Origin of the sequence: Streptomyces sp. NBC_00820 (assembly GCF_036347055.1) — a bacterium.
In the GTDB taxonomy this organism is placed as follows: Bacteria; Actinomycetota; Actinomycetes; order Streptomycetales; family Streptomycetaceae; genus Streptomyces.
This window is the reverse complement of record NZ_CP108882.1, coordinates 2,743,967-2,764,730: the sequence shown is the minus strand read 5'-3', so window position 1 is coordinate 2,764,730 and position 20,764 is coordinate 2,743,967. Positions and strand designations below refer to the sequence as shown.

Annotated in this window: 17 protein-coding genes and 2 pseudogenes; 7 read left to right on the top strand and 12 right to left on the bottom strand. The window is 69.7% G+C overall.

All coding sequences use genetic code 11. The annotated features are described in order from the left end of the window. Positions 1-67 precede the first annotated feature (67 nt). Positions 68-826, bottom strand: coding sequence for a GntR family transcriptional regulator (locus OIB37_RS12625; RefSeq protein WP_330457681.1), 759 nt, complete (start codon positions 824-826; stop codon positions 68-70). Positions 827-924: 98 nt separating this feature from the next. Between OIB37_RS12625 and OIB37_RS12620 the strand changes: the two genes are divergently transcribed. Both OIB37_RS12620 and dapF read left to right on the top strand, forming a co-directional pair. Continuing rightward, positions 925-1,191: a hypothetical protein gene (locus OIB37_RS12620; RefSeq protein WP_330457680.1), complete on the top strand. Its 267-nt coding sequence runs from the start codon at positions 925-927 to the stop codon at positions 1,189-1,191. Next, the gene (gene dapF / locus OIB37_RS12615) at positions 1,188-2,045 is read left to right on the top strand and encodes a diaminopimelate epimerase (RefSeq protein WP_330457679.1); all 858 of its coding nucleotides are present in this window, start codon (positions 1,188-1,190) and stop codon (positions 2,043-2,045) included. Before OIB37_RS12620 ends, dapF begins: the two co-directional genes overlap by 4 nt. 244 nt (positions 2,046-2,289) lie before the next feature. On the opposite strand, the gene OIB37_RS12610 is transcribed toward dapF, so the two are convergent. From OIB37_RS12610 to OIB37_RS12570, 9 genes and pseudogenes are all read right to left on the bottom strand, one after another. Beyond that, positions 2,290-3,063, bottom strand: a complete 774-nt coding sequence (locus OIB37_RS12610) for a DUF3800 domain-containing protein (protein WP_330457678.1) — start codon at positions 3,061-3,063, stop codon at positions 2,290-2,292. Between the two features lie 829 nt (positions 3,064-3,892). Next, a pseudogene (locus tag OIB37_RS12605) lies at positions 3,893-4,185 on the bottom strand (IS110 family transposase); the annotation flags it as partial. 265 nt (positions 4,186-4,450) lie between these two features. Then, positions 4,451-5,689 (bottom strand): cytochrome P450, encoded by a 1,239-nt coding sequence (locus OIB37_RS12600; protein ID WP_330457677.1) that lies wholly within the window; start codon positions 5,687-5,689, stop codon positions 4,451-4,453. Beyond that, positions 5,686-6,285: a GNAT family N-acetyltransferase gene (locus OIB37_RS12595; RefSeq protein ID WP_330457676.1), complete on the bottom strand. Its 600-nt coding sequence runs from the start codon at positions 6,283-6,285 to the stop codon at positions 5,686-5,688. Before OIB37_RS12595 ends, OIB37_RS12600 begins: the two co-directional genes overlap by 4 nt. A 4-nt stretch (positions 6,286-6,289) precedes the next feature. Continuing rightward, positions 6,290-8,650, bottom strand: a complete 2,361-nt coding sequence (locus OIB37_RS12590) for a B12-binding domain-containing radical SAM protein (protein ID WP_330457675.1) — start codon at positions 8,648-8,650, stop codon at positions 6,290-6,292. An 85-nt stretch (positions 8,651-8,735) separates the two neighbouring features. After that, positions 8,736-8,924, bottom strand: coding sequence for a hypothetical protein (locus OIB37_RS12585; RefSeq protein WP_330457674.1), 189 nt, complete (start codon positions 8,922-8,924; stop codon positions 8,736-8,738). Positions 8,925-8,929: 5 nt separating this feature from the next. Continuing rightward, positions 8,930-9,172, bottom strand: a complete 243-nt coding sequence (locus tag OIB37_RS12580) for a hypothetical protein (RefSeq protein WP_330457673.1) — start codon at positions 9,170-9,172, stop codon at positions 8,930-8,932. A gap of 46 nt (positions 9,173-9,218) precedes the next feature. Further along, entirely contained in the window at positions 9,219-10,259 is a 1,041-nt protein-coding gene (locus OIB37_RS12575) for a radical SAM protein (protein ID WP_330457672.1), read from the bottom strand. Positions 10,260-10,404: 145 nt separating this feature from the next. Further along, the gene (locus OIB37_RS12570; protein WP_330457671.1) at positions 10,405-11,472 is read right to left on the bottom strand and encodes an aKG-HExxH-type peptide beta-hydroxylase; all 1,068 of its coding nucleotides are present in this window, start codon (positions 11,470-11,472) and stop codon (positions 10,405-10,407) included. Positions 11,473-11,809: 337 nt separating this feature from the next. On the opposite strand from OIB37_RS12570, the gene OIB37_RS12565 reads away from it, so the two are divergent. From OIB37_RS12565 to OIB37_RS12555, 3 genes are all read left to right on the top strand, one after another. After that, positions 11,810-13,078, top strand: coding sequence for an MFS transporter (locus OIB37_RS12565; RefSeq protein WP_330457670.1), 1,269 nt, complete (start codon positions 11,810-11,812; stop codon positions 13,076-13,078). Between the two features lie 1,206 nt (positions 13,079-14,284). Beyond that, the gene (locus OIB37_RS12560; RefSeq protein ID WP_330461827.1) at positions 14,285-15,493 is read left to right on the top strand and encodes an IS110 family transposase; all 1,209 of its coding nucleotides are present in this window, start codon (positions 14,285-14,287) and stop codon (positions 15,491-15,493) included. A gap of 489 nt (positions 15,494-15,982) precedes the next feature. Then, positions 15,983-16,489, top strand: coding sequence for a hypothetical protein (locus OIB37_RS12555; protein WP_330457669.1), 507 nt, complete (start codon positions 15,983-15,985; stop codon positions 16,487-16,489). Between the two features lie 189 nt (positions 16,490-16,678). Here the strand turns inward: OIB37_RS12555 and OIB37_RS12550 are convergent, their stop codons facing one another. Beyond that, positions 16,679-17,953, bottom strand: a complete 1,275-nt coding sequence (locus tag OIB37_RS12550; RefSeq protein ID WP_330457668.1) for a calcium-binding protein — start codon at positions 17,951-17,953, stop codon at positions 16,679-16,681. Between the two features lie 241 nt (positions 17,954-18,194). On the opposite strand from OIB37_RS12550, the pseudogene OIB37_RS12545 reads away from it, so the two are divergent. Both OIB37_RS12545 and OIB37_RS12540 read left to right on the top strand, forming a co-directional pair. Beyond that, positions 18,195-18,383, top strand: a pseudogene (locus tag OIB37_RS12545) (transposase); the annotation flags it as partial. 358 nt (positions 18,384-18,741) lie between these two features. After that, positions 18,742-19,071 (top strand): hypothetical protein, encoded by a 330-nt coding sequence (locus OIB37_RS12540; RefSeq protein ID WP_330462097.1) that lies wholly within the window; start codon positions 18,742-18,744, stop codon positions 19,069-19,071. 515 nt (positions 19,072-19,586) lie between these two features. On the opposite strand, the gene OIB37_RS12535 is transcribed toward OIB37_RS12540, so the two are convergent. After that, the gene (locus tag OIB37_RS12535; protein ID WP_330457667.1) at positions 19,587-20,624 is read right to left on the bottom strand and encodes a rod shape-determining protein; all 1,038 of its coding nucleotides are present in this window, start codon (positions 20,622-20,624) and stop codon (positions 19,587-19,589) included. Positions 20,625-20,764 lie beyond the last annotated feature (140 nt).

Here is a 20,764-nt window from a genome sequence, read left to right as displayed (position 1 = left end):
CCCTTGTGCGGACGGTCGGCCGCCGCCCGATGTCTCGTCGTCCCCCGGCCGGCGTGCGGCTGGGTGCTCAGCCGCCCGGTGTCAGGGCGATGGCGTACTCGATGTTCCAGCGGTCGGCGGGGACGAGGATGTCCGCTGTCTCCACGGACCGGCCGTCTGTGTCGTAGTGGGTGCGTTCGATGAGCATGGCCTGAGCACCGGTGGCGATGCCGAGCAGGTGAGCCTGACTGCGGTCGGCCTGGGCCGGGCGAGGCTGCTCGACGACGCGGGTGACGGTGATACCCAGGTGTGTCATGCGTGCGACCACGCCGGTGCCCGCGAAGGGGCCGCCCTCGGGCAGGACCACCACAGTGCCGCCGGTGATTGCCATGGGCTCCCAGCTGGTGGCCAGCATCACCGGTTGGCGGTTGGCGAGGAACTCGTAGACCGTCCGCACGCACAGGTCGCCCGGCTCCACGCCCAGCCTGGCGGCAATGGCCGGCGGAGCTGGCACCTTCGCAGTGGAGTCGGCTTCCCACGTACCGGTGAAGCCGGCCGGCGCGATGCCGCCTGCTCCCTGCCCGGGCAGGGAGGTGCGATGCAGCGTGCGGCGGACGACCGGCTCCCGAACATAGGTGCCCGAACCGGCCCGACCCTCAAGTGCACCTTCGGAGATCAGCAGCTCCTGCGCACGGCGTACGACGTTCTCCCCGACACCGAACTCTCTGCCCAACTCCCCTCGGGACGGCAGCCGGTCGCCTGGGACCCAAGTCCCCTCCGCGATGCGGGCCCGGACAGCGGCCGCAACCCGCAGGTACGGCGCGCCGGGTGAGCTGGCATCAGCCATGGCGCTCCTTGCGCGCTTGTGTGATCAGTACGCATTGACAATCTAGTCCACCAGATGAAAGCTAGTGAACTAGAAGTGCTCATTGTGATACCCAGCGAATGCGAGCCGCAGTGGCCAACGACCCCCAGCAGGCCGCAATCCACCACGTCAGCTCGGAGCTCACGACCCTCGCCGGCGTTCCCGCACGCGTCGTCCGTGAGCTCGGCGCCGTCCGGATCGAAGTCGACATCACCGAGGCCCTGCAGCGCCATTGGGAGCAACTGCTCGCCCTCCTCGCCCAGGGCTTCGACTTCGGACTCACCGACACCGACACCGGCCAGGTCGCCTGGCTGCGCATCGAGGCAGGAGAAACCTTCCGCTCATGACCACCCGCGCTGCGCGTCCCACCCCTCAGCCCTTCGTCAAGGGCCACGGCGCCGGCAACGACTTCATCATCCTCCCCGACCCCGACGATCGCCTCAGCCTGTCCGCCCAGGACGTAGTGCGACTGTGCGACCGCCGCACCGGCCTCGGCGCCGACGGCATCCTGCGCGCCGTACGCTGCGCCACCCATCTAGAGGCATCCACCATGGCCGACAGCGCGGACTGGTTCATGGACTACCGCAACGCCGACGGCACCCTCGGCCAGATGTGCGGCAACGGCATCCGCGTCCTGGCCCGCTACCTCGTCGATGCCGGACACTGCCCTCCCGGCATCCTGACCCTCGCCACCCGCGCCGGAATCCGCAGCGTCCACATAAGCCACCGCACCGCCACCTTCGACGGACCCGTCACCGTCGACATGGGCCAGCCCCTCCTGCCCGGCCCCACAGGACTCACCGTCACCGCCAGCGGTCGCTCATGGCCGGCACTGCACGTCGACATGGGCAACCCGCATGCAGTCGCCTTTGTCGACGATCTCACCCAACCCGGCGATCTCACCTCGCCGCCCCTGGTCACGCCGACCACTGCATACCCCCACGGCGTCACCGTCGAATTCGTCGTCCGCCATAGCGCAGACCATCTCGCTCTTCGTGTTCACGAGCGCGGCGTCGGAGAAACCCGCGCCTGCGGCACCGGCGCCTGCGCCGCTGTCGCTGCCCTCCACGCCGGATCCCCGACCGGCACCTACACCGTCGCCATGCCCGGTGGGCAGCTCCGCATAGCCGCCCTCACCGACGGCTCCATGAAGCTGACCGGACCCGCCACGATCGTCGCCTGCGGCGCCGTGTACCTATAACCCAGCGACCCGGCAGGCCGCCTTTACCGGGGGAGGCGGCCCGATGCGAATGAGGTGCCGCTGGGTACAAGAGCGCTCTGACCTGCCATTTTCTGCAGTCCTGGGCTACTTAGCCGTCGCGCCCTGTTGCCATTCTTGGCTGGCTCTGACATTCTTCAATCTGCAAGGCCCTATGTATCCAAGTGAGGATACCCAGGGGGTCTTGCTCTCGTGGGCCCCCGGTTTCTCCGGGGGTTTCTGCGTTTCAGTGCCAGCTGTCGGTGTCCGAGTCAACCCAGACGATGCCGTCGGTTCCGTGCCCAGGAAGCCAGTGCTGGGCGAGTCGCTTGTACGCCTTCGACATGAAACCCATCGGGGTCAGCTTGGGCCACGCCTCAGGACGCTCAAGCATCAGATGGTGGAACGCGGCATATCCAACCAGGTCGGCGGCCTGGATGAACTGGCTGTATCTGCTGTCCTGCATGATCGGATCTTCAAGGATCCGGCGGGAGGCCAACGGCAGGCTGCGGTGAGCTTCGCGGTACGGCTTGGCGCCACGAATGGCCTGCTTCCAGGCCTCCCGGGCCGCATCCTGCCCCATTTCTTCCGCCTCGTCAGGACCAGACTGACCATCGAACATGATCACCACTCGAGTGTCCTGCTCCAGCGCCCAGGCCTCAAGGTGGCTCACGAACAACCGGTACACCGCGGCTATCCGGGTCGTGCCCCCAGCAACAGTGAGGACGCGAACACTCTCGCACTTGGCAAGATGCTTGATCATCAAATCGTGAGCAGCGATCCGTGCCTGCCGGCTGAAGTTCTTGTTCTGCTCCTCGGTGGCACACGGTCGTCCACGCCCCTTCACCAGATGGACGGCGTGCAGCTCCGTGTTCTTGAGGACGCCCCACGTCTGCTCCAGCTTGCGGCGCCCCTCAAGCCAGTGGTGGAGCAGGTCGCTCCAGCCCACTTCGGGGACCAGCAGGCCCGTAAGGGTGCGGCCTTGATCGGCGCCGGAGTCATCGACGTAGCAGAAGTACACCAACGGAATATAAGGCCACTCCGGTCCATCGGTAGAACGCGGGCCTGATCAAGGGCTCCCTCTTGGCCGACGGCGCCATAGCCGTCAACCACAACGAACGATGATCGTCCGATCCGGCGACTCCAGAGCTTCCGGCTGCCGCGACGATGGAGGCCTGTTTCTCGGGACTGGCTCCAGAGACCGCCGCGTACGGGAGCGGGCAGCAGGTTGGTGTGGGAGGAGCGCTCCCGCAAGCTCCTGCGTTCTGCCTTCTTCTCGGAGCCGTAGTGCGTATGGGGTGCGGTAGGGGGGTGACCCGCTGGCTGGATGGTCACACACCGTAGCCATGGGTGAGTCCAGACCACGCTGGAAACACCAGGCAGAGGCCTCCATCCTGCCCCAGTGGACGCATCGCCTGCACCTCGCCACGGCATCGCCGGGCCTACCCCAGGGCCTGCATTCCGACCGTTCATCCGCATGGGGTGGCTGACGGGGAGTGGGATCGGCAGCTGGTTCGTATAGGTGGAGGGCGCAGATGCCTCAGGGTTCGGCTTGAGGTCGGGCGCCCAATCTGTGACGCTCAGTAATGCGTCTCTCGGAGAGGCGAGCTCCATGGAAACGGGACGCGCCCCCGCGGCCGCCACTTCAATCCACAGCGGTGCCACATCGAACGGAGCGTTCTGGCCGTCCGGCTACCGACGGCTCGGCCCACGCTACGAGCCAAATCCCCGGCCTGGACACCGGACCGGCTGACTTGGAGCGCCGGTACTTCCGGCTGCGGTCGGTGCGCGCCGTTGACCTGGAGGCGCTGGGCGAGCGGATCTGTCGACGGTGACCTTCAATGGCCCCACATGACGGCCGTGTTTTTGGCGTCGGTCTTGGCCTTGCTGGAGTAGAGGTCGGCGATCCGCCACATGGCGAGTCTGGGCAGGTACGCGACCTGGCGGTCTGTCTCGCGGGCGACGGTGAGGGGTAGGGCGCCGATGGACGTGGGCTGGTCCACGACCACCAGCACGGTGCCGAACTTGGTTCGCAGCTTGTCGAAGACCTTCTTCCCTGCGGGGGCGCAGGCCGGGGGCTGTGATGCGTACCCTTCCCGACGTCCAGGCTGAGGAAGCCGCCCACCTCGCCGATATCGATCACCCTGCCCTCCCCACATGGTTTGATCCGGTGCCGGCCTCGGCGGTGGGCCCGTTCGCGCGCATCCACGTCATGCAGGCGTGCTGCCCGCAGGATGCCGGGCATGGCGCCCGGCCGGGCGGTGGTCGAGCCTCTGATGAGGGTCTTCAACGGCACCCCTCGGACCCGGTGACACCACTCCCCAGGTCATCCGTTCGAGATGGGGCAACAGTCATGCTGGGACCGGAGTTCGGCGGCCCTCTTGCGGGATCACGAAAAGAACGGGGGCTCAGAACCGCAGGGTGAGGCGTAGCGGTGACCGGAAGCCGCGCCCGCTCACGCCGTCGGTGTCCAGGACGGGGCCGGACGGCCGGCCCGCGGTCACCTGGAGCAGTCCGCCGAGGATCTCCTCGGCCTCGAGCGCGGCGAGGTGCCGCCCGAGGCAGAGGTGAGGGCCGGATCCCACGGCCAAGTGCGGCAGGGGCCGGCGGTGGGGGTTGAAGCGGTCCGCGTCGGGCCACCGGCTCCCGTCCCGGTTGGCCGATGCCAGGTTGACGCAGACCGAATCGCCCGCGCGTAGCCGCACGCCGCACAGTTCTGTGTCGGTGGTGCACCGGCGCAGGACCCAGGTCAGCGGACACTCCCACCGCCAACACTCCTGAACCAGGGCCGGGCTGATGGATACGTCTACGCGGACGGCCTCCAGGACCGCTGGATCGTGTAGGACCGCGTACATCAGGGTGGCAAGGGCGCGGTACGGCGGTTCCGTGCCGGTGGAGAGCAGCAGACGGACCGCGGGCAGGAGGGCGGAGCCCGTGCCGATCGCCGGGTCGTCGCAGCGCAGCAGCCGCCCCACGACGCTGTCCGCAGGCCACGTCGACGGTGTCCCGAGCCACTCCGCCACCGCGGTAGCGATCTTGCCGTCGGTGTCGTCGAGCAGGCCGACCGCCCAGGTGTACAGGGTGCCGATCCGTGTTCCGAGCGGGAACCCGATGATGCCCGCGATGGTCGTCAGCGCCACCGGGAAGGCGACCTCGCCCACCAGGTCCCCGCCGCCGCGGTCTGCCATGGCCGTCAGCCGGGACAGCGCATCCGCGCGCAGCCGCGCCTGCCAGCTGGCGACTGCCTGGCGATGGAATCCTCGGTTCAGGACGTTCCGCCAGGCCCGGTGCTCGCCGCCGTCAATCTCGAGGAACGACCGGCCGACCACCTGGCCCATGCTGTCGGCGTAGGCGGAGGACGAGAAGGTGTGCTCGTCGCGCAGTACCCGATCGGCCGCGGCGAAGGACACCACGTGCCACACCGGCGTACCTGTGGTGCCGGAGAGGTCCGCTCCGGTGAAGATCCGCTCCAGGGTCGACCGGTGCACCGCGCCCGTTCGGCGCAGGGCGGCGAACTCCCTGTGCGGATCACCGCCCCCTGGTCCGCCCTGGTCCGAGTCGAAGGCGCTGACCAGGGCGTGCGCCGAGGCCAGGTCCTCCTCGACGCCGCCGGGGCCTGCCTCGAGGAGAGGCGGTACGGCCGTCATGACGTGCCGCCCCCGGCGCGGCCGGCCGCTGCGGTACCGCTGGTGTCCTCCTTGGTGAGGAGCCGCACAGCGGTGCACAGGTGCCGCTCCTGGGGGCCCCGCCGCCGCTTACCGACCGTGGCGAGCGGTTCGGGTTCGGGCGGGCGCACGTCGAAGCTCAGGCGCCGCAGGAATGCAATGCCCGGGGCCCAGTCCTCCGGGCAGGTGGCCGTGACGCGCCGCGTTCCCCGGGCCGCGGCCTCCCGGAGCAGGTGTCGCGCCGCCCGGAGGCCGAGCCCCCTACCCCGGGCGTGCGGCTCGACGAGGAACAGCCCCACCGAGCAGGTGGCGGGCTCCGGGTGGCCCTCCACGGCGTCGACCAGACCCACCGGGCGGTCCTCGTGCACTAGTACTAGGAGGTGTTTGCGGTCGAAGTCCACACCGTCCGGCAGGGAGTAGTACAGGCTCTGCACATCCGCTGGCATGGCGGTCGAGCCGGTGGCGGCGACGAAGTAGTCGTCACAGTCCGTCAGCAGCCGGGAGACGGCGGACTCGTCCTCCGGCCGCAGCGGCCGGACGGTCGGCCCGCCCGGGATCCGCGTCGTGAAGGGTTCCATGGGTTCACATCACCTGACCTTGTCGTACGTACGCTGGCTGCGACGGCCGGCCCCCGGCCGGGCCGCGGTACAGGAACCCGAACCGCACCAGGGCATCGGTGGCGGCCGGGTTCGACGTGGGTTCCTCGCCGTTCGTCCATCGTTCCCACGTCCCGATGGCCGGGTCGCGCAGCCGGACCGTTACCCCCGTGATCGGGTTGGTGAGGCAGTGGATGCCGGCGCGACTCTCCACCGCGATACCGATCTCGGGTCGGAGCCGGCCGGGGATCGGCTCGGCCCCTCGCCGCGAGGGCGCCAGGAATCCGTGCCGCACGAGCAGCGCCGCCGTGGCGACGGGGCTGGCGCCCAGGTAGTGGCACTCGTGCTCGGTCAGCCAGGTCTCCAGGTCGCGCCATGTCGAGCCGTCCAGCTCCCGCCAGTCCGCGTCCCGCGCGTTGAGCTGCAGGAAACGGTCGTGCCGCGGATGGTAGAGCGCGGTTGCGGGGCCGGTGTCCGTCTCGGTGGCCGGCCAGGGAACCCGGCAGTAGGTCATGTCCGGGTCGAGGGTGAGCCGAGCCTCGGGATCCGGCGGTGGCCAGTCGAAAAGGGGCACTGCGGGGGTCTCGGGCAGAGGTGCTCCCACACAGGCCCGCAGGAACGTGAACTCCTCGATCTCCCGGGCCAGCGGGTCGCGGGCGGCCCGGAACCAGACGTTTGTGTCGCTGACGGAGTCCGCCGACGTGTCGGCGATCCGCACGCTGTCCTGCTGGGACATGCCCGAGCCGACCGTGTAGTCCCGCCGCAGGCTCAGGTCGTCCCCGGGCGCCGGGGACGCGATGCGGACACCGAAGGCATCGGGCCGCGTGCCGACCGGTGAGTGCACGTCGAGCACGAACGGTGAGCCGCCCCAGGTGGTGTGCGCGACCCCGTAGGTGTGCACGGACAGGCGCCGTACCGCCTCCGCAAACGCCACGGTCCGCGCCGCTTCCTGCTCGGTCTCCCCGGGGAAACCGTGGATGACGAAGAGGTGCAGGGGCACGCCCGCGGAGAGCATGTCCTCGATGTTCGCACAGGCGTCGTCGATCCTGGTGCCTTTGCGCATGAGGTCGAGGACGCGCTGGCTGGCCGACTCGAGGCCGAAGTTCATCCGGCGGCACCCGGAGGCGTGCAGTAGTTCGGCCAGTTCCTGATCGAGGCCGCGTGCGAACCGGGTCTCGCCGTACCAGCGCACGCCGGCCGACGTCCGCACCAGCGCCTCGGCGACATTGCGCAGCGTACGCAGACTCATGATCTCGTCAACGAACATGAAGTACGGGGATCCAACGTCCGCACGCAGCTGGCCGATCTCGTCCACCACCGCTTCCGCGGGGCGTTGCCGGAAGGAGTTGCTGGCGAAGGGGATCGAGCAGAACGCGCAGTCCCAAGGGCAACTGCGGGAGGCGTAGACGGGCAGGATCGGACCGGGCGCGAGGTACTTGTCCAGGGGCAGGTCGGTATAGGCGGGCGTGGCGGTGGTGCTGATGTCGGCGCTCTGCCGGGGGGCGCGCAGCAGGATGCCGTGGTCGTCCCAGACGGCGCCGGGAATCTTCTCGCGGAAGTCGCCCCCGCCCTCGGCGGGCGCGTCCAGAGCGTCCACGACTGCGGCGAGCGCTCCCTCGCCCTCTCCCGTCACGACCGTATCGACGTAGTCGAACAGTGGGTGGCGGCGCTGCCACCGGTCCACCAGCCGGGTCGCGTAGTTGCCGCCCAGGACGACATGCACGTCCGGCCGGACCTCCCGCAGCATCCGCAGGAACGTGACGCCGGCGATCAACTGGGTGTCGGCGGACATGCTCAGCCCGACGACACCGACCTCCGGATCGAGGAAGAGGTTGCGGTCGAGCATGCGCTCGAAGGCCCAGCAGTAGGGGTTGCCATCCGGATCCTCCGTCGCCGCGAGCACCTGCGCTGTCGATTCGGCTGAGTACGCCGAGGTGTTGGACACCAGGTCGAACTCGCAGTTGGGGAAGGCGCCGGAGATGAGCCACAGCGCGTCGCGCAGGGTGTGTCGGGCTCGGTGGAAGGCGTCCGGTTCGTGCAAGGTCGGCAGTGACTTCAGGCGCGCCTTGGCCTCTTCGACGCCGGCGATCGCGGCGGGGGCGACTAGGAGCGCGCGCTGGCGCGCCCATTCGTCACGCAGGCCGACCGCCCGGCGCCGGTGCGCCTTGTCGCGCAGCCGTGCAAGGGTGGCCTCGGACAACATCCAGTCGACGCACTCGATGCTCAGGTCGTAGGCGGCGGCCTCGTACCTGCGGGCTCGCAGGTCACCGAGGAGCAGGGGCACCGCCAGGTGCGGCGCGTATGCGTTCCACAGGGGCGGGTTCACCAGGACGGTCTTCTTGCCCATCTTCTCCCCATCGGTCTTCGGGGCCAGCCGGCATCCGGGACCCGTGCCCGGATGCCGACCGGCGCGACGCCGGTAGACGACGCGGTTACTCGCCTTCCGCCTCCGTCTGCGGCGTTGCCGCGGACGTGTCCGGCAGCTTGGCCTTCATGGACGGCAGCAGGGCGTACTGAGCACCCGTGCGTACTTCGGGCTGTACCACCTCCACGGCAGGGCCCTCACCGGTCGCGCTGGCCGCGGCCATGAGCTGCTCAAGGTCCGTCTTCTTCCTAGTCATGACTGTCACCTCCTTCCCGTCAGGGCCGAGTCGGCTGCCTCGGCGGACACCAGCCCGCCGTCGACGAGCTGAGCCATGGCCGACTCGAACGCCTCCTTGAGTTCCGTTTCACCGATCCGGCCCTTGTTGAGCTGCTCGAACGTGGCGTAGATCTGTGATCCGGACGATCCGTCGCACAGCTCGATCACCACCCAAGCCACCGGGTTGAGGTAGTGGCTGGCGGGCTTGCGCGGGGTGTAGGCGAGCATGCAGTTCCACTCCGGTATCGGGCGAAACCGGGCTGAGGAACTCTGCTCAAAGCAGTCGGCTCGTCGCCGGTATGGCAGGACGGACGCGTCGTTCCTCAAGGTCATCGGGGAGCTGTGAGACATCGATGCCTCCGTTGGTCTCGGAGCAGAAGGGGTCGGGGGCGTCCCAGCGGCCGGTGAAGGCGAACGCCGTGGACCTGCACCCGCCCGAGGAGCCCTGGGTCTCCTCGCAGCCGTCGCAGCCGCCGTCCACGTGGCCGGAGCGGTTGTTCACGTAGATCGGGTTGTTCCAGGTCTCCAGGAAGCTCATCTCGCGGACGTTGCCGTAGTCGGCGTAGTCCCGCAGGTAGGCGCAGCCGACGGAGCGGCCGGTGGCATCGACGCCGGCGTTCTGCCAACAGCAGTTGCCGTCTTTGGGATGCCAGGAGGTCATCAGATGCACCGATGCGGGAACGCGCAGCGCGTCCAGCGCGGCCATCTGGTCGGGCAGGCGGAGCGCCAGTTCCTTCCAATGGGTGCGGGCCCGTCCCAGGGGGTAGAGCCGCAGCACGCCGACCCGCGGCACGCCGAGTTCGGCGGCCATGTCGAGCACCTGCTGCAGTTCGCCGACGTTGCGCCGGGTCATGATGACCAGGAGGACCACGGGCAGCCCGGCGGCCTGGGCGTTCTTCAGTCCGTCGATCGTCCGGGCGAAGCTACCTACGACGTCGACGTGCCAGTCGTGGGTAGCGGCCGTTGCCCCCATGACGTCCACGTACACCTCGCCGACACCGATCTCCTTCAGCCGCCGGGCGACCTCGGGGGTCAAGAGGGTGGCGTTGGTGCGGACGCGGGTCATCACATGCGGGGTCAGCTCGCTCAGCACCTCAAGGACGTCGGGGCGGTTGAGCGGCTCCCCGCCCTCGACGAAGACCTCGATGAGCCCGGAGTCGGCCATCTCCCGGATGAGCGCGGAGTACTCGTCGCGGCTGAGTTCGCCGGTCCGCGGCTGAGAGGAACAGTCCCCGTAGCACTGACGGCACTTGAGGTTGCACGACTGGGTAACTTGCAGCCAGCTCTTGAGTGGCTGGTGGAGCACGAGTTCCATGGGTCTCCGTCCTGGTCGGCACGGGGGCGGGTGTGCCGCGCACTCGAGGGAAACGGCGGGGTCGCAGGGCGGCCGTGAACGGGAACCGGATGCGTCGGGGCACGGGCGGCCGCAGTGTCCGGGTCCGCTGTCGTCGCGGCGGGGATTACGAGGCCACCGGCATGCCTGTGGCCGGGCGGGGGGCCGTTCTGTCCTGGTGCACCTGCGCCAGCCAGCTCAGGAAATCTCGGCCGGCTGGACCTAGACACGTGTCCGCCGACTGGGCGACCTTGTCGAGCAGACTGGACGCCCGGAGGTCCGCCGTCAGCGCGGAACGCTCGAGTTCCGGGTCCGGGCAGGCGCGGGCACGCTCCTCGAACCAGGCGGCCAAGTGCACGTAGACGTGGGCGGCCGCAAGTGCCCGGTCGACCGGCCAGTGGGACACCGTCGAGTGCCGGTGCCACTCCGGTGCGATCGTGGGGGCCGTGCGGGTGTCGTAGTCGGGAGCGAAGACCGACCGCGTCATCTGCAGGTCGTACAAGCGCAGGTGCACGAACTCGTGCACCATGGCCTCCGCCAGCCGTTCTGGGGTGCGCATGCAGCGCAGCGCGACGAACGCGGCGCCGGGGATCTCCCAGGTGGAGGCGCTGTCGAAGGCGTCGGGGCCGTCGACGGCGACGAGGTAGCGGGCGTGCTGGAACAGTCCTGCGCACAGGTCGGGCGCGGTATCCCGCATCAGGTCCACGGCGTCTCGGGCGACCGCGGCCTGGTCCGAGGTGAGGAGAGCGAGGTGATCGGCGCCTTCACCGGCGCTGAGGTGCTCGCGGAACAGCGCGGTGAAGTCCTGGTGAGCGCGCGCTGGCAGGTCCGGGCGAGTGAGCAGGTCCACGTGGTCGCCGACCGCCACCAACACGTCTCGTGTTCCGGCTCGTTCCGCCTCCGCGGCGAGCGTGACCTCGCGCCTGTCACGCAGTTCGCTCACGAGGCCGGCCAACTCCTCCCGGCAGGCCGGAACGTCACGGATCTTCCGCACGGCCTGATCGAGTCGGTGTCGTACGGTGGGTTCGAGGGCGGTGCCGAGTGCGATCCGGCGTCCGTTCGACGCGGCAGGCTGGAGGTCGGGGACGACGCACTCAAGGAGGAAGTCGTACGTCTCGTATAACCGGTTGAGGATACTGGCGGCGTCAGCGAAGACAGGCTGCCGAGCCAGCGTCACAATTTTGGGCTCTCGCATACTGGTGTCCCTGCTCGGACGCCGACCCCGTGGACCAGAATTGCGGCCCGGTCAGGGGTCGAATCGCGCCGGAATTGGTGTGACGAACAGGCGATCGGGCGTCTTTCGGCGTCGCTTGCGTGCCATCGAACGTGCCATGGACCACGACGGGATGTCAACCATTCGAGCGAATGGAGTGCACGGTGAACGTGGGACACGGAAAAGAGAACTTAAAGTCCGTTCTCCGCAGGTGCTGTGGAGCCGGCACTGGGTACCGAGGCCTGGTGTGGTGTATCCCGAGGAAAACAACCGACCATCGTGTCCTCCATGTTCCGCTGACGCGGAACGTGCGGGCCCCATGAATGTTGGCTCCCGGTCCACCGTTACCTTTCTTCCTCTCCGTGCGACCCCGCTGGGCCGGCTGGTCACCGCCAACGCGCTCAGTTCGGTCGGGGACGGTGCGCGGCTCGCCGCGTTGCCCCTGCTGGCCGCCGTCGTCACGCACGACGTGTTCTGGGTCTCCGTGGTCGCGGCCGCCAGCCGCGCGGCCTGGTTGCTGGCGCCGCTCATCGGTACCCTCGTGGACCGCACGCCGCCGCACCGCTCCCTGGTGGGCGCCGATCTGGCGCGCTGCGCCGTGCTGGCCGTGCTGTGCGCGGGTGTGGCCACGGGACGGGTGCCCGTTGCGTGGCTGGTGCCGGCGGCCTTCCTGTGCGGACTCGCCGAGGTGTTCTTCGACAGCGCGGCCCAGGCGGTGGTGCCGCGGCTGGCTGCGGACCAGGAGCTGGAGCGGACGAACGCCCGGATCATCGCCGCACAGATCATCGGGACCGGATTTCTCGGACCCCCGCTCGGGGTGGCGCTGTGGTCGGTCGGACGGCCGTGGCCGTTCGCGGTGGACGCGGTGACGTTCCTCTTATCGGCGCTGCTGCTCAGGGGCTTGGCCGCGCACGCGTCGGCCGGGCGGATGGAGGGTGGCGCGCGGGCGGAAAGTGGTCTCGCGGGCCTGATGCGTGGCACCTGGGTCGGTCTGCAGATGCTCGCGGGAAACCGGGTCCTGCGCCGTCTGATGGTGGTGGTCGCGGTGCTCGGCGTGGGCCAGCAGGCGGTCTACGCGGTGCTTGTGGTGTACGTGGAGGGCAGGCTCGACCTGCCGTCCTGGGGGTACGGCCTGATGCTGGTGGCAGCGGCCCTCGGCAGCCTGACCGGGGCCAGGGCGGCGGTCCCCACGGCACGCCGGCTGGGCACCGCACGGAGCCTGGTGGTGTCCGTGACCGTATCCGCGCTCAGCTACCTGGTCGTCGCGGTGGTGCCCTGGTGGCCGCTGGTCGCTCTGATGCTGGCCGTGAACAGCGCCGCCGTGGTGCTGTGGAACGTCTGCACGGTCTCGCTGCGGCAACGGCTCGCCCCGCCGCACATGCTGGGCCGTGTCACCAGCGGATACCGCCTGGCCGCCTGGGGGGCCACGCCCGTAGGCGCTGCACTGGGGGGCGTCCTGGCCGGGCACGTGGGTCCCGGAGCCCCCTGGGCCGCGGCGGGCCTCTTGCTCCTGGCCTGCCTCCCCTTGCTGTACCGGATGCCGTCGCCGGAGCGTCCAGGTGGCCCCGGTACGGAAGGAGCTACGTAGCCGGCCGAGGACGGGCAGGCGCCTCCTTGACCGGCGGAACCTGTACGGATCCGCCTCGGCGCGCCCTCGCGCCCTCACTTTCGCGCACCGCATCACTTTGCGTCGCCCTCTGTTCCGAAGGCACCCGGCAAGCCGACGCGAAAGTGACTGGACACCACTCGTCGCGATGGCGCTGGCCGAGGTGGACGCTCGGGGGGAAACGGAGAATAAGCAGGCGGAGCGGCCCCTTCGACTCTCCCGTACCGATCCGGGAGAAAGAGACAAGAGGACGGACCAGCCAGAAATAGGTGTCCCATGCACTTGGTCGTGGGTTGCCGAAAACAGCACGGATCGCTAGCTTCTAGTCGTCTGGGACGATACCCATTGCCGAGCGAGTAGTTTCATCTCCCACCTGACCGCCGCGCCGGCTTCTCGGAAAAGGAGATCCGTTGTGGAAATCCATGTGCGTCCGGCCAGCGAAAAAAGCGTCTTGCTTCTCTCGTCATAACAGGAGATCCAAACTAGCAGGCAGCGATTGGCTGAAATCTCTGATGCTGCCCCTGGCCCGTCGCAGGCATTTTGGTGACGCGCGGTTCATTATTGCCGTCTCCCCAAGGAGCTATGCCAGCCGCTGGCTCGGATTGAGGGCGTGCGCTCGTGGGTCAAGCGTGTGGTCGCACGAGACTGGGCCACAAAGAGGTCCGGCCGATGCTGGCCGCCGGGGCATGAGGGCATCGCGTCGGCGTTGGCCAGGCGGGTGGGCATGAGCATGGTCATCGACCACAGCACCATGACTTCCCGTATGTCCGGCAGTATCTCGTAGCCACGCACCAGACGGTGCGAGTGAACCAGCCAGCTCAGCGTTCTCTCCACCACCCACCGCCTCGGCAGCACCTCGAACCCCGCGCCCGTGGGGATGGTCCGGGCTGGCCGATGACGAACCATCTCGACCATCTGTCTCCCCCCCCCCGTTATGTTCTTCGCGGTCCTGCAAGAGGGCCGCTGGCCTCCGGGCCCGGCATGACTGTGTCCCCCTGTCGAAGGCATGACCTGGGGGGTGGTGTCACCGGGCCCGAGGGGTGCCGTCGGAGACGCTGATGAGAGGTCCGACCACCGCCCGGCCGGGCGCAATGCCCGGCCATCTGCGGGCGGCAGGTCTGCATAACGTGGATGCGCGCGAACGGCCCCGACGCCCAGGTCAGCACGGAACGAGCGAGTGGGGGCACGATGATCGACATCAGCGGGGTGGGCGTCTTCCTCGGTCTGGACGTCGGCAAGAGCACGCATCACGGGCACGGGCTGACCCCGGCCGGGAAGAAGGTCTTCGACAAGACGCTGCCGAACAGCGAACCGAAGCTGCGGGCCGTCCTGGACAAGCTGCGCGACAAGTTCGGCACCGTCCTCGTGGTCGTGGACCAGCCCGCCTCGATCGGCGCCCTCCCGCTCACGGTGGCCCGGGACGCGGGCTGCCAAGTCGCCTACCTGCCCGGACTCGCCATGCGCCGCATAGCCGACCTCTACCCGGGCGAGGCCAAGACCGACGCGAAGGACGCCGCGGTGATCGCGGACGCCGCCCGCACCATGCCCCACACCCTGCGCTCGCTGGAACTCACCGACGAGATCACCGCCGAACTCACCGTCCTCGTCGGCTTCGACCAGGACCTCGCCGCCGAGGCCACCCGCACCTCCAACCGGATACGGGGCCTGCTCACCCAGTTCCACCCCAGCCTGGAGCGTGTTCTCGGCCCCCGCCTCGACCACCAGGCCGTGACCTGGCTACTGGAACGCTACGGATCCCCGGCCACCCTGCGGAAAGCCGGCCGCCGCAGACTCGTCGAACTGATCCGCCCGAAGGCCCCACGCATGGCCACCCGGCTCATCGACGACGTCTTCGACGCGCTCGACGAACAGACCGTCGTCGTCCCGGGCACCGGCACCCTCGACATCGTGGTCCCGTCCCTGGCCCGCTCGCTCGCGGCCGTCCACGAACAACGCCGAGCCCTGGAAGCCCAGATCAACGAACTGCTGGAGGCCCACCCTCTTTCCCAGGTCCTGACGTCGCTGCCAGGCGTCGGCGTCAGGACCGCCGCAGTCCTCCTGGTCACCATCGGCGACGGCAGCTCCTTCCCGAGTGCCGCCCACCTCGCCTCCTACGCGGGCCTCGCACCGGCGACCAAGTCGTCCGGGACCTCGATCCACGGCGAGCACGCACCCAGAAGCGGGAACCGGCAGCTCAAACGCGCGATGTTCCTCTCCGCGTTCGCCTCCCTGCACGATCCCGTCTCCCGCACCTACTACGACCGCTGCCGGACCCGCGGCAAAACCCACACCCAGGCCCTCCTCCGCCTCGCCCGCCACCGCATCAGCGTCCTGTTCGCCATGCTCCGCGACGGCGCCTTCTACGAGTCACGCATGCCCGAGGCAGTCACCGCATGACCACCTCGGACTTGACGAAGGACATAGAGGCACCCCCCCGCCTGCAGGGGATGTCCGTTCTATGCCTGGCGAGCAGCGGCGCGTGTTCTCCATTACGGAACGTAGTCGGCGTGGTCGTGCAGGAATGTGGGCCAGCGGGTTTCGGAAAGCTGATGCCCCGAGTGGCTAGGGTGGAGGCGCCGGGAGTGGGCCTGGTGTGTCTGCGTCATTCCCAGCGGTGGCTTGCTACTCGGATCATCGTGCGGGGATCCCCGCACGGATCCCGTCTCAGCTGGATCCAGGCGGACGGAGGAGGAGTCAAACGGGTGGATATGTCCGTTCCCTCGGTAAAGCCGCAGGTGAGACGCGTCACCGAATTAGGTTCGAGTCCCACCCGCCCCACCACAGCAGAATCGTCGTGACCTGCGGAAACGACGTGGAGACGCTAACACTGCGGAGGTTTTCCCGCACGATCCCCGCGCCGACGTTCCGTAGGATCCCTCGTCCCACATGGTGCCGTGGCTCGGTGAGCACTCCGTCTCCGACCCGCTGCGAGACTCGAACCCCTGGGCACACACCCGACTCCCCAAGGGCAACGAGACCGAGGACGACGAGGTCTTCCTCGAACCCGAGGAGTACGCGCTTCTCCGGTCGTGCCTTCGCGCTGATGCTGTGGACATCATCGACGTCCTCGTGAGCACCGGACTCCGCTGGGGTGAGGCGACAGCGCTTCAGCGTCGCGACCTGACGCTCGTGTCGAAGCGGCCGACTCTCCGCGTCCAGCGAGCGTGGAAGCGACGTGGCGAGGGCGGTGGAACGTTCCTCGGCGCTCCCAGGACGAAGAAGTCGCGCCGAACCCTCGTGCTCACCCCTGACCAGGTGCAGCTCTTCCAGCGGCGCTGTCAGGGGAAGGCGCCGAACGACCTCCTCTTTACCGCCCCCGAGGGAGGCGCCTGGCGCTCGGGAGTGTTCCACCCCCACCGTCCACTCCCCATGTCCAGCACAACTGCCAACTGACCATGTAGGACGCGGTCTTGGAGCTCCGAACAAAAGGGGAGCCCAGCCCTTTTGTCGGAGCTCTTACTCGTCGCGGATGGACAAAGCGTTGAAACGGGCCTCGTGCATTGGTCGCCGCTGCGCGACGAGGGATGCGCCGGGGCCCGTTTCTGATGTCCGTCGATCGAGTCGGAGACGTGTGGGGCGGGGTCAGAAGCAGCCGGGTCCGGTGGAGGGGCTGAAGCAGGCGTTGGTGCCGGTGCCGCCGTCGTTGGTGTTGGTGCCGGTGCCGCCGAAGAGGGCGTCGTTGCCGGGACCGCCGAAGAGGGCGTCGTTGCCGTTGTTGCCGTTCAGGGTGTCGGTGCCGTTGCCGCCTTCGATGCGGTCGTTGCCGTCGCCGCCGGACAGCACGTCGTTGCCGTCACCGCCGCAGATGATGTCGTTGCCACCACGGCCGTCGACCACGTCGTTGCCGCCGAGGCCGAAGATCACGTCATTGCCGGGAGTGCCGATCAGGACGTTGTTGCCGTTGGTACCGGTGATGGTGGGCGTGGCGGTCGCGCAGGTGGGGGGCGCCGGCTCGTAGGTGATGGTCACCTGGGCCGCTCCCGCTGCAGGTCCGGATGTAGCTCCCGACGGAACGAGGTTCGACCCGCCACCGCCACCACCAGGACCTGCCGTGGCATCGCTGTTGATTTGGCCGCAGCCGCCGCCTCCGCCTCCTCCGAACCAGCCGCCGCCTCCGCCGCCTCCCCCGAAGCCGGTGCCGCCGGTGCCGGCGGCACCGGCCGTACCGTTGGTGCCGGCGGTGGTTGGGTTCTGCGAGCATGCGGCTCCGCCGGTGCCGCCGGTGGTCTGGGTACCTCCGCCACCGCCGCCGCCGCCCTGCGGTCTGTCGCCGCCATCGCCTCCGGTGTTGCCGGCGTCCCCGCCGGTGGCCTCGGGGACCTGGAAGTCGCCGATGGCGGAACCGTAGCCGCCGCCGCCTCCGCCGCCGGCGACGATGAGGCGGGGGTCGGTGCCGGGGCTGCCGGTCAGGGTGCAGCCGGAGGCGGTCGAGCTGCAGGTGCGCACGTCGCTGGAACCGCCGCCGACGCCGCCCGGGAAGTTTCCGGTGATGGTGCCGCCGCCGGTGTTGACGTTCACGAACAGGGTGCTGCCCGGGGTGGCGGTCAGGGTGCCGGTGACGGTTGCGCCGCTCCCGCCTGTGCCACCGTTAGGCGCGTTTTGGCCTGCGGCGCCGGTGGCGGTGACGGTCAGTTGGGTGACGCCGGACGGGACGGTGAAGGGCTGGTTGGCGCCGGCGTTGAAGGTGACGGTCACGGGCACCGCCGCCGCGGCGGGCGTGGCCGAGGGCACCACCAGGGCCGCCGGCAGCGCCACCGTGGCGAGCAGGACGGCAGCACGCCGGGCCGGGCGCCGCCGCTCACCCGCGGCTCCGGCACCACGTCGATGAAAAGTGGCATGTTGCAGAGTCGGTCTCACGATGGGGACTCCTCGACAAAGAGCGCGGCACTCAGAACGTGCCACGGACGTCGGTTGGTGTTCAGGCCCCGGACGGGACCGCCCGACGATCAACCCACACCCGCCCAGCGCGGCTCTCCAGACACACCGTCATACCGCCCGCGATCCACCGACCAGCCGCTGCCCGACCAGGAACAGGGATCCCTCCGCTGCTGGTCACTAGGCCGTGTCGCAAAGTGGTCGGGTCGTTGGGCTGTTCGTGGTGCGTCGTCATGAGCTGGCTGATGAGTCGTGGGCGGTGATCGAGCCGTTGCTGGCTCCGCCGCGGATGGGCCGGCCGGTGCGGGATCGCCGACAGGTCGTCAACGGCAGCCTGTGGAAGCTGTACACCGGGGCGGCCTGGCGCGACCTGCCCGAACGCTACGGGCCATGGAAGACGGTCTACGAACGCGCGGACGCCCGGCCGACGCGGCCGGAGCCCGCGACACCCCGGCGGGGCGGCGAGGTCCGCGACATCCCGGCAGGCGGCGAGTCCCACCCGTGCGTACGGCGTGATCCGGTCGGTCAGATCCGTGTCCACGTCCCCCCGTTCGGCAGCGGCGTCCGCGAACGCGGCGGCGAGCGGCGACGCGAGCGCGCCACCCCGCCCTGGACGTCCCCGTGCCGGCTGCGGCACCCCGCCCCTCCACCGGGAGCCGCGCAACGCCCCGGAGGGGCTTCTGGGTGCCGGGTGGGGGTGTCCCCGGGTGATGATCGGACTCCGGGGCCGGCCGGCGTCCGGCAGTGCGGCGATCAGGAGGAGCGGCGGAGTGAGCGGGTACAAGGCGCTGGTGAAGGCGTACTGGGTGACGTACCGGCCCGGGGCGCTGGCCGCGCTGGCGGAGAACACGCCGCCGGAGACGTTCTTCGCGCGGGTGAGCGACGAGATCGCGGAACGGATCGCTGAGTACCGGGACGACTTCACCCCGCCGGGGATTCCGGGGGCCGACTTCCGCGACCGGATGCGCGAGATCAACATGGCGACGCTCAGGGCCAGGGAGAAGGCCCTGCACGAGCTGCTGTACGGCCTGCCGAAGGAGCCGGGGACGGAGGGCGCGGAGATGCCGGGGGTCGCGCTGCCGAAGATCGCGGCCTGGTGACTCCCCGGCCCCAGCCCCTGCCCCTGCCTCGTCCCCGTCCTTGGCGGCACGCAGGCACGCAGACGCGCAGGTGGTTCGCGCTGTCGGGGGTTTTCCGTGGGGCCGGAGTGCGGGGCGTTCCGGGCGCCGCGGAGCGGCCGGGGCGCGGTGGCGCCCGGGTCACCTTCCCAACAGTCGTTCGATATCGAAGAGTTGGGTCGGTTCTGGCTTGGACATGCCGCGTCCGGGGCACCGTCCCCCTACCGGCGTCCACCGCCGGACGGTGCCGGCAGGAGGAGGGCGTCATGGACCGAAGGATCCGGGTGCGTGTCAGTCGTCGGCCCGCGGCCCCGCGCGGGCAGGAGATCGACCGCAGGACGCCTTCCGGGCGCATCCTGCCGTACTGAGGACCGCGTCGGCTCGGGCCGACGGGCGCGTGACGGTCACCGTCGCGCGCCGGGTCGGGTCGAACGGGGCGTGAGGGTGTGGGGATGTGAGGGTGCGGGGGTGTGCCGGCTCCGGCCGGGGCCCCCGGTTCAGGCCGCCAGCGGGCTCAGGACGAGCGGCTGGATCCTGCCCTCCAGCATGGCACCGAGACCCTCCACCGCGCACACGTCGGGCCGTTCCGCGATGTGCACCGGAACGCCGATGAACTGACCCAGCATCTGGTCGAGGCCGGGCAGCAGGGCGGAGCCGCCGACCATCATGATCCCACGGTCGGTGAGGTCGGCCACCAGGTCGGGCGGGCAGTTGCGGAGCACCTTGCCGATGCCGTCCAGGACGGCCGTCAACGGGGTCTGGATGGCCTCGCGCACCGCGGCCGTGTCCACCCGCACACTGCGCGCGAGGCCGGTGGCCACGTCCCGCCCGTGGATCTCGGTGGACGCCGGCCCGTGCGGGGTGAGCCCGTTGCCGGACAGGGCCAGCTGCAGGGGCCGTACGGACTGGCTGGGCAGCATCAGCTCGTGCCGGTGCCGCAGGTGCTGCACGATCGCGTGGTCCACGGCCTCGCCGCCCACCGGGACCCGCTGGGCGGTGACGATCGACCCCAGGGAGAGCACGGCGACCTGTGTGGCCGCCGCCCCGCACACCACGATCATGGTGGCCTCGGGCCGCTCCACCGGCAGCGCGCACCCCACGGCGGCCGCGATCAGCGTGTCCACCAGCTCCACGCGCCGAGCCCCGAGCCCGACCAGCGTCTCGATCGTCGCGCGCTGGGCCAGCGGATCGGCGTCGTGCGGGGTGCACGCCGCCGCGCGCAGCCGGGGCTTGCGGCGCAGGGAACGGCGCAGCTTGTCGCCCATCAGGTGCCGCAGCATGCGCTGTGCCATCTCGATGTCGACGACCGTGCCACCGGACACCGGACGTACGACCCTGATGTAACTCGGCGTCCGGCCGGTCATCTTCTCCGCGAACTCACCGACCGCGATGAGCGCCCCGCTGCGGGTGTTCACGGCCGCGACCGAGGGCTGGTCGACGACGAGACCGGCGCCCTTCACATACACACGGGTGCGGGCCGCGCCCAGGTCGACGGCGAAGTGGCACCGGCGCAAGCGCTCCAGACTGACGGTCACGGCAGATCCTCCCGAGTGCGCAGGCCATGGGCGGCCGCCTGGTTCCGGCGGTCCCATCTCGCATCCTGCGGGGGCCGGGAGGCCGGTGCCTTCTGAGGGGGGCCGGGTGGGGTGCCGCTGAACGGGGGAGGCGGCGGGAA

Bases quoted from the DNA above. Each gene is read 5' to 3' on its own strand.
- OIB37_RS12625 (WP_330457681.1), bottom strand. From the start codon at position 826: ATGGCTGATGCCAGCTCACCCGGCGCGCCGTACCTGCGGGTTGCGGCC.
- OIB37_RS12620 (WP_330457680.1), top strand. From the start codon at position 925: ATGCGAGCCGCAGTGGCCAACGACCCCCAGCAGGCCGCAATCCACCAC.
- dapF (WP_330457679.1), top strand. From the start codon at position 1,188: ATGACCACCCGCGCTGCGCGTCCCACCCCTCAGCCCTTCGTCAAGGGC.
- OIB37_RS12600 (WP_330457677.1), bottom strand. From the start codon at position 5,689: ATGACGGCCGTACCGCCTCTCCTCGAGGCAGGCCCCGGCGGCGTCGAG.
- OIB37_RS12595 (WP_330457676.1), bottom strand. From the start codon at position 6,285: ATGGAACCCTTCACGACGCGGATCCCGGGCGGGCCGACCGTCCGGCCG.
- OIB37_RS12590 (WP_330457675.1), bottom strand. From the start codon at position 8,650: ATGGGCAAGAAGACCGTCCTGGTGAACCCGCCCCTGTGGAACGCATAC.
- OIB37_RS12585 (WP_330457674.1), bottom strand. From the start codon at position 8,924: ATGACTAGGAAGAAGACGGACCTTGAGCAGCTCATGGCCGCGGCCAGC.
- OIB37_RS12580 (WP_330457673.1), bottom strand. From the start codon at position 9,172: ATGCTCGCCTACACCCCGCGCAAGCCCGCCAGCCACTACCTCAACCCG.
- OIB37_RS12575 (WP_330457672.1), bottom strand. From the start codon at position 10,259: ATGGAACTCGTGCTCCACCAGCCACTCAAGAGCTGGCTGCAAGTTACC.
- OIB37_RS12570 (WP_330457671.1), bottom strand. From the start codon at position 11,472: ATGCGAGAGCCCAAAATTGTGACGCTGGCTCGGCAGCCTGTCTTCGCT.
- OIB37_RS12565 (WP_330457670.1), top strand. From the start codon at position 11,810: ATGAATGTTGGCTCCCGGTCCACCGTTACCTTTCTTCCTCTCCGTGCG.
- OIB37_RS12560 (WP_330461827.1), top strand. From the start codon at position 14,285: ATGATCGACATCAGCGGGGTGGGCGTCTTCCTCGGTCTGGACGTCGGC.
- OIB37_RS12555 (WP_330457669.1), top strand. From the start codon at position 15,983: ATGGTGCCGTGGCTCGGTGAGCACTCCGTCTCCGACCCGCTGCGAGAC.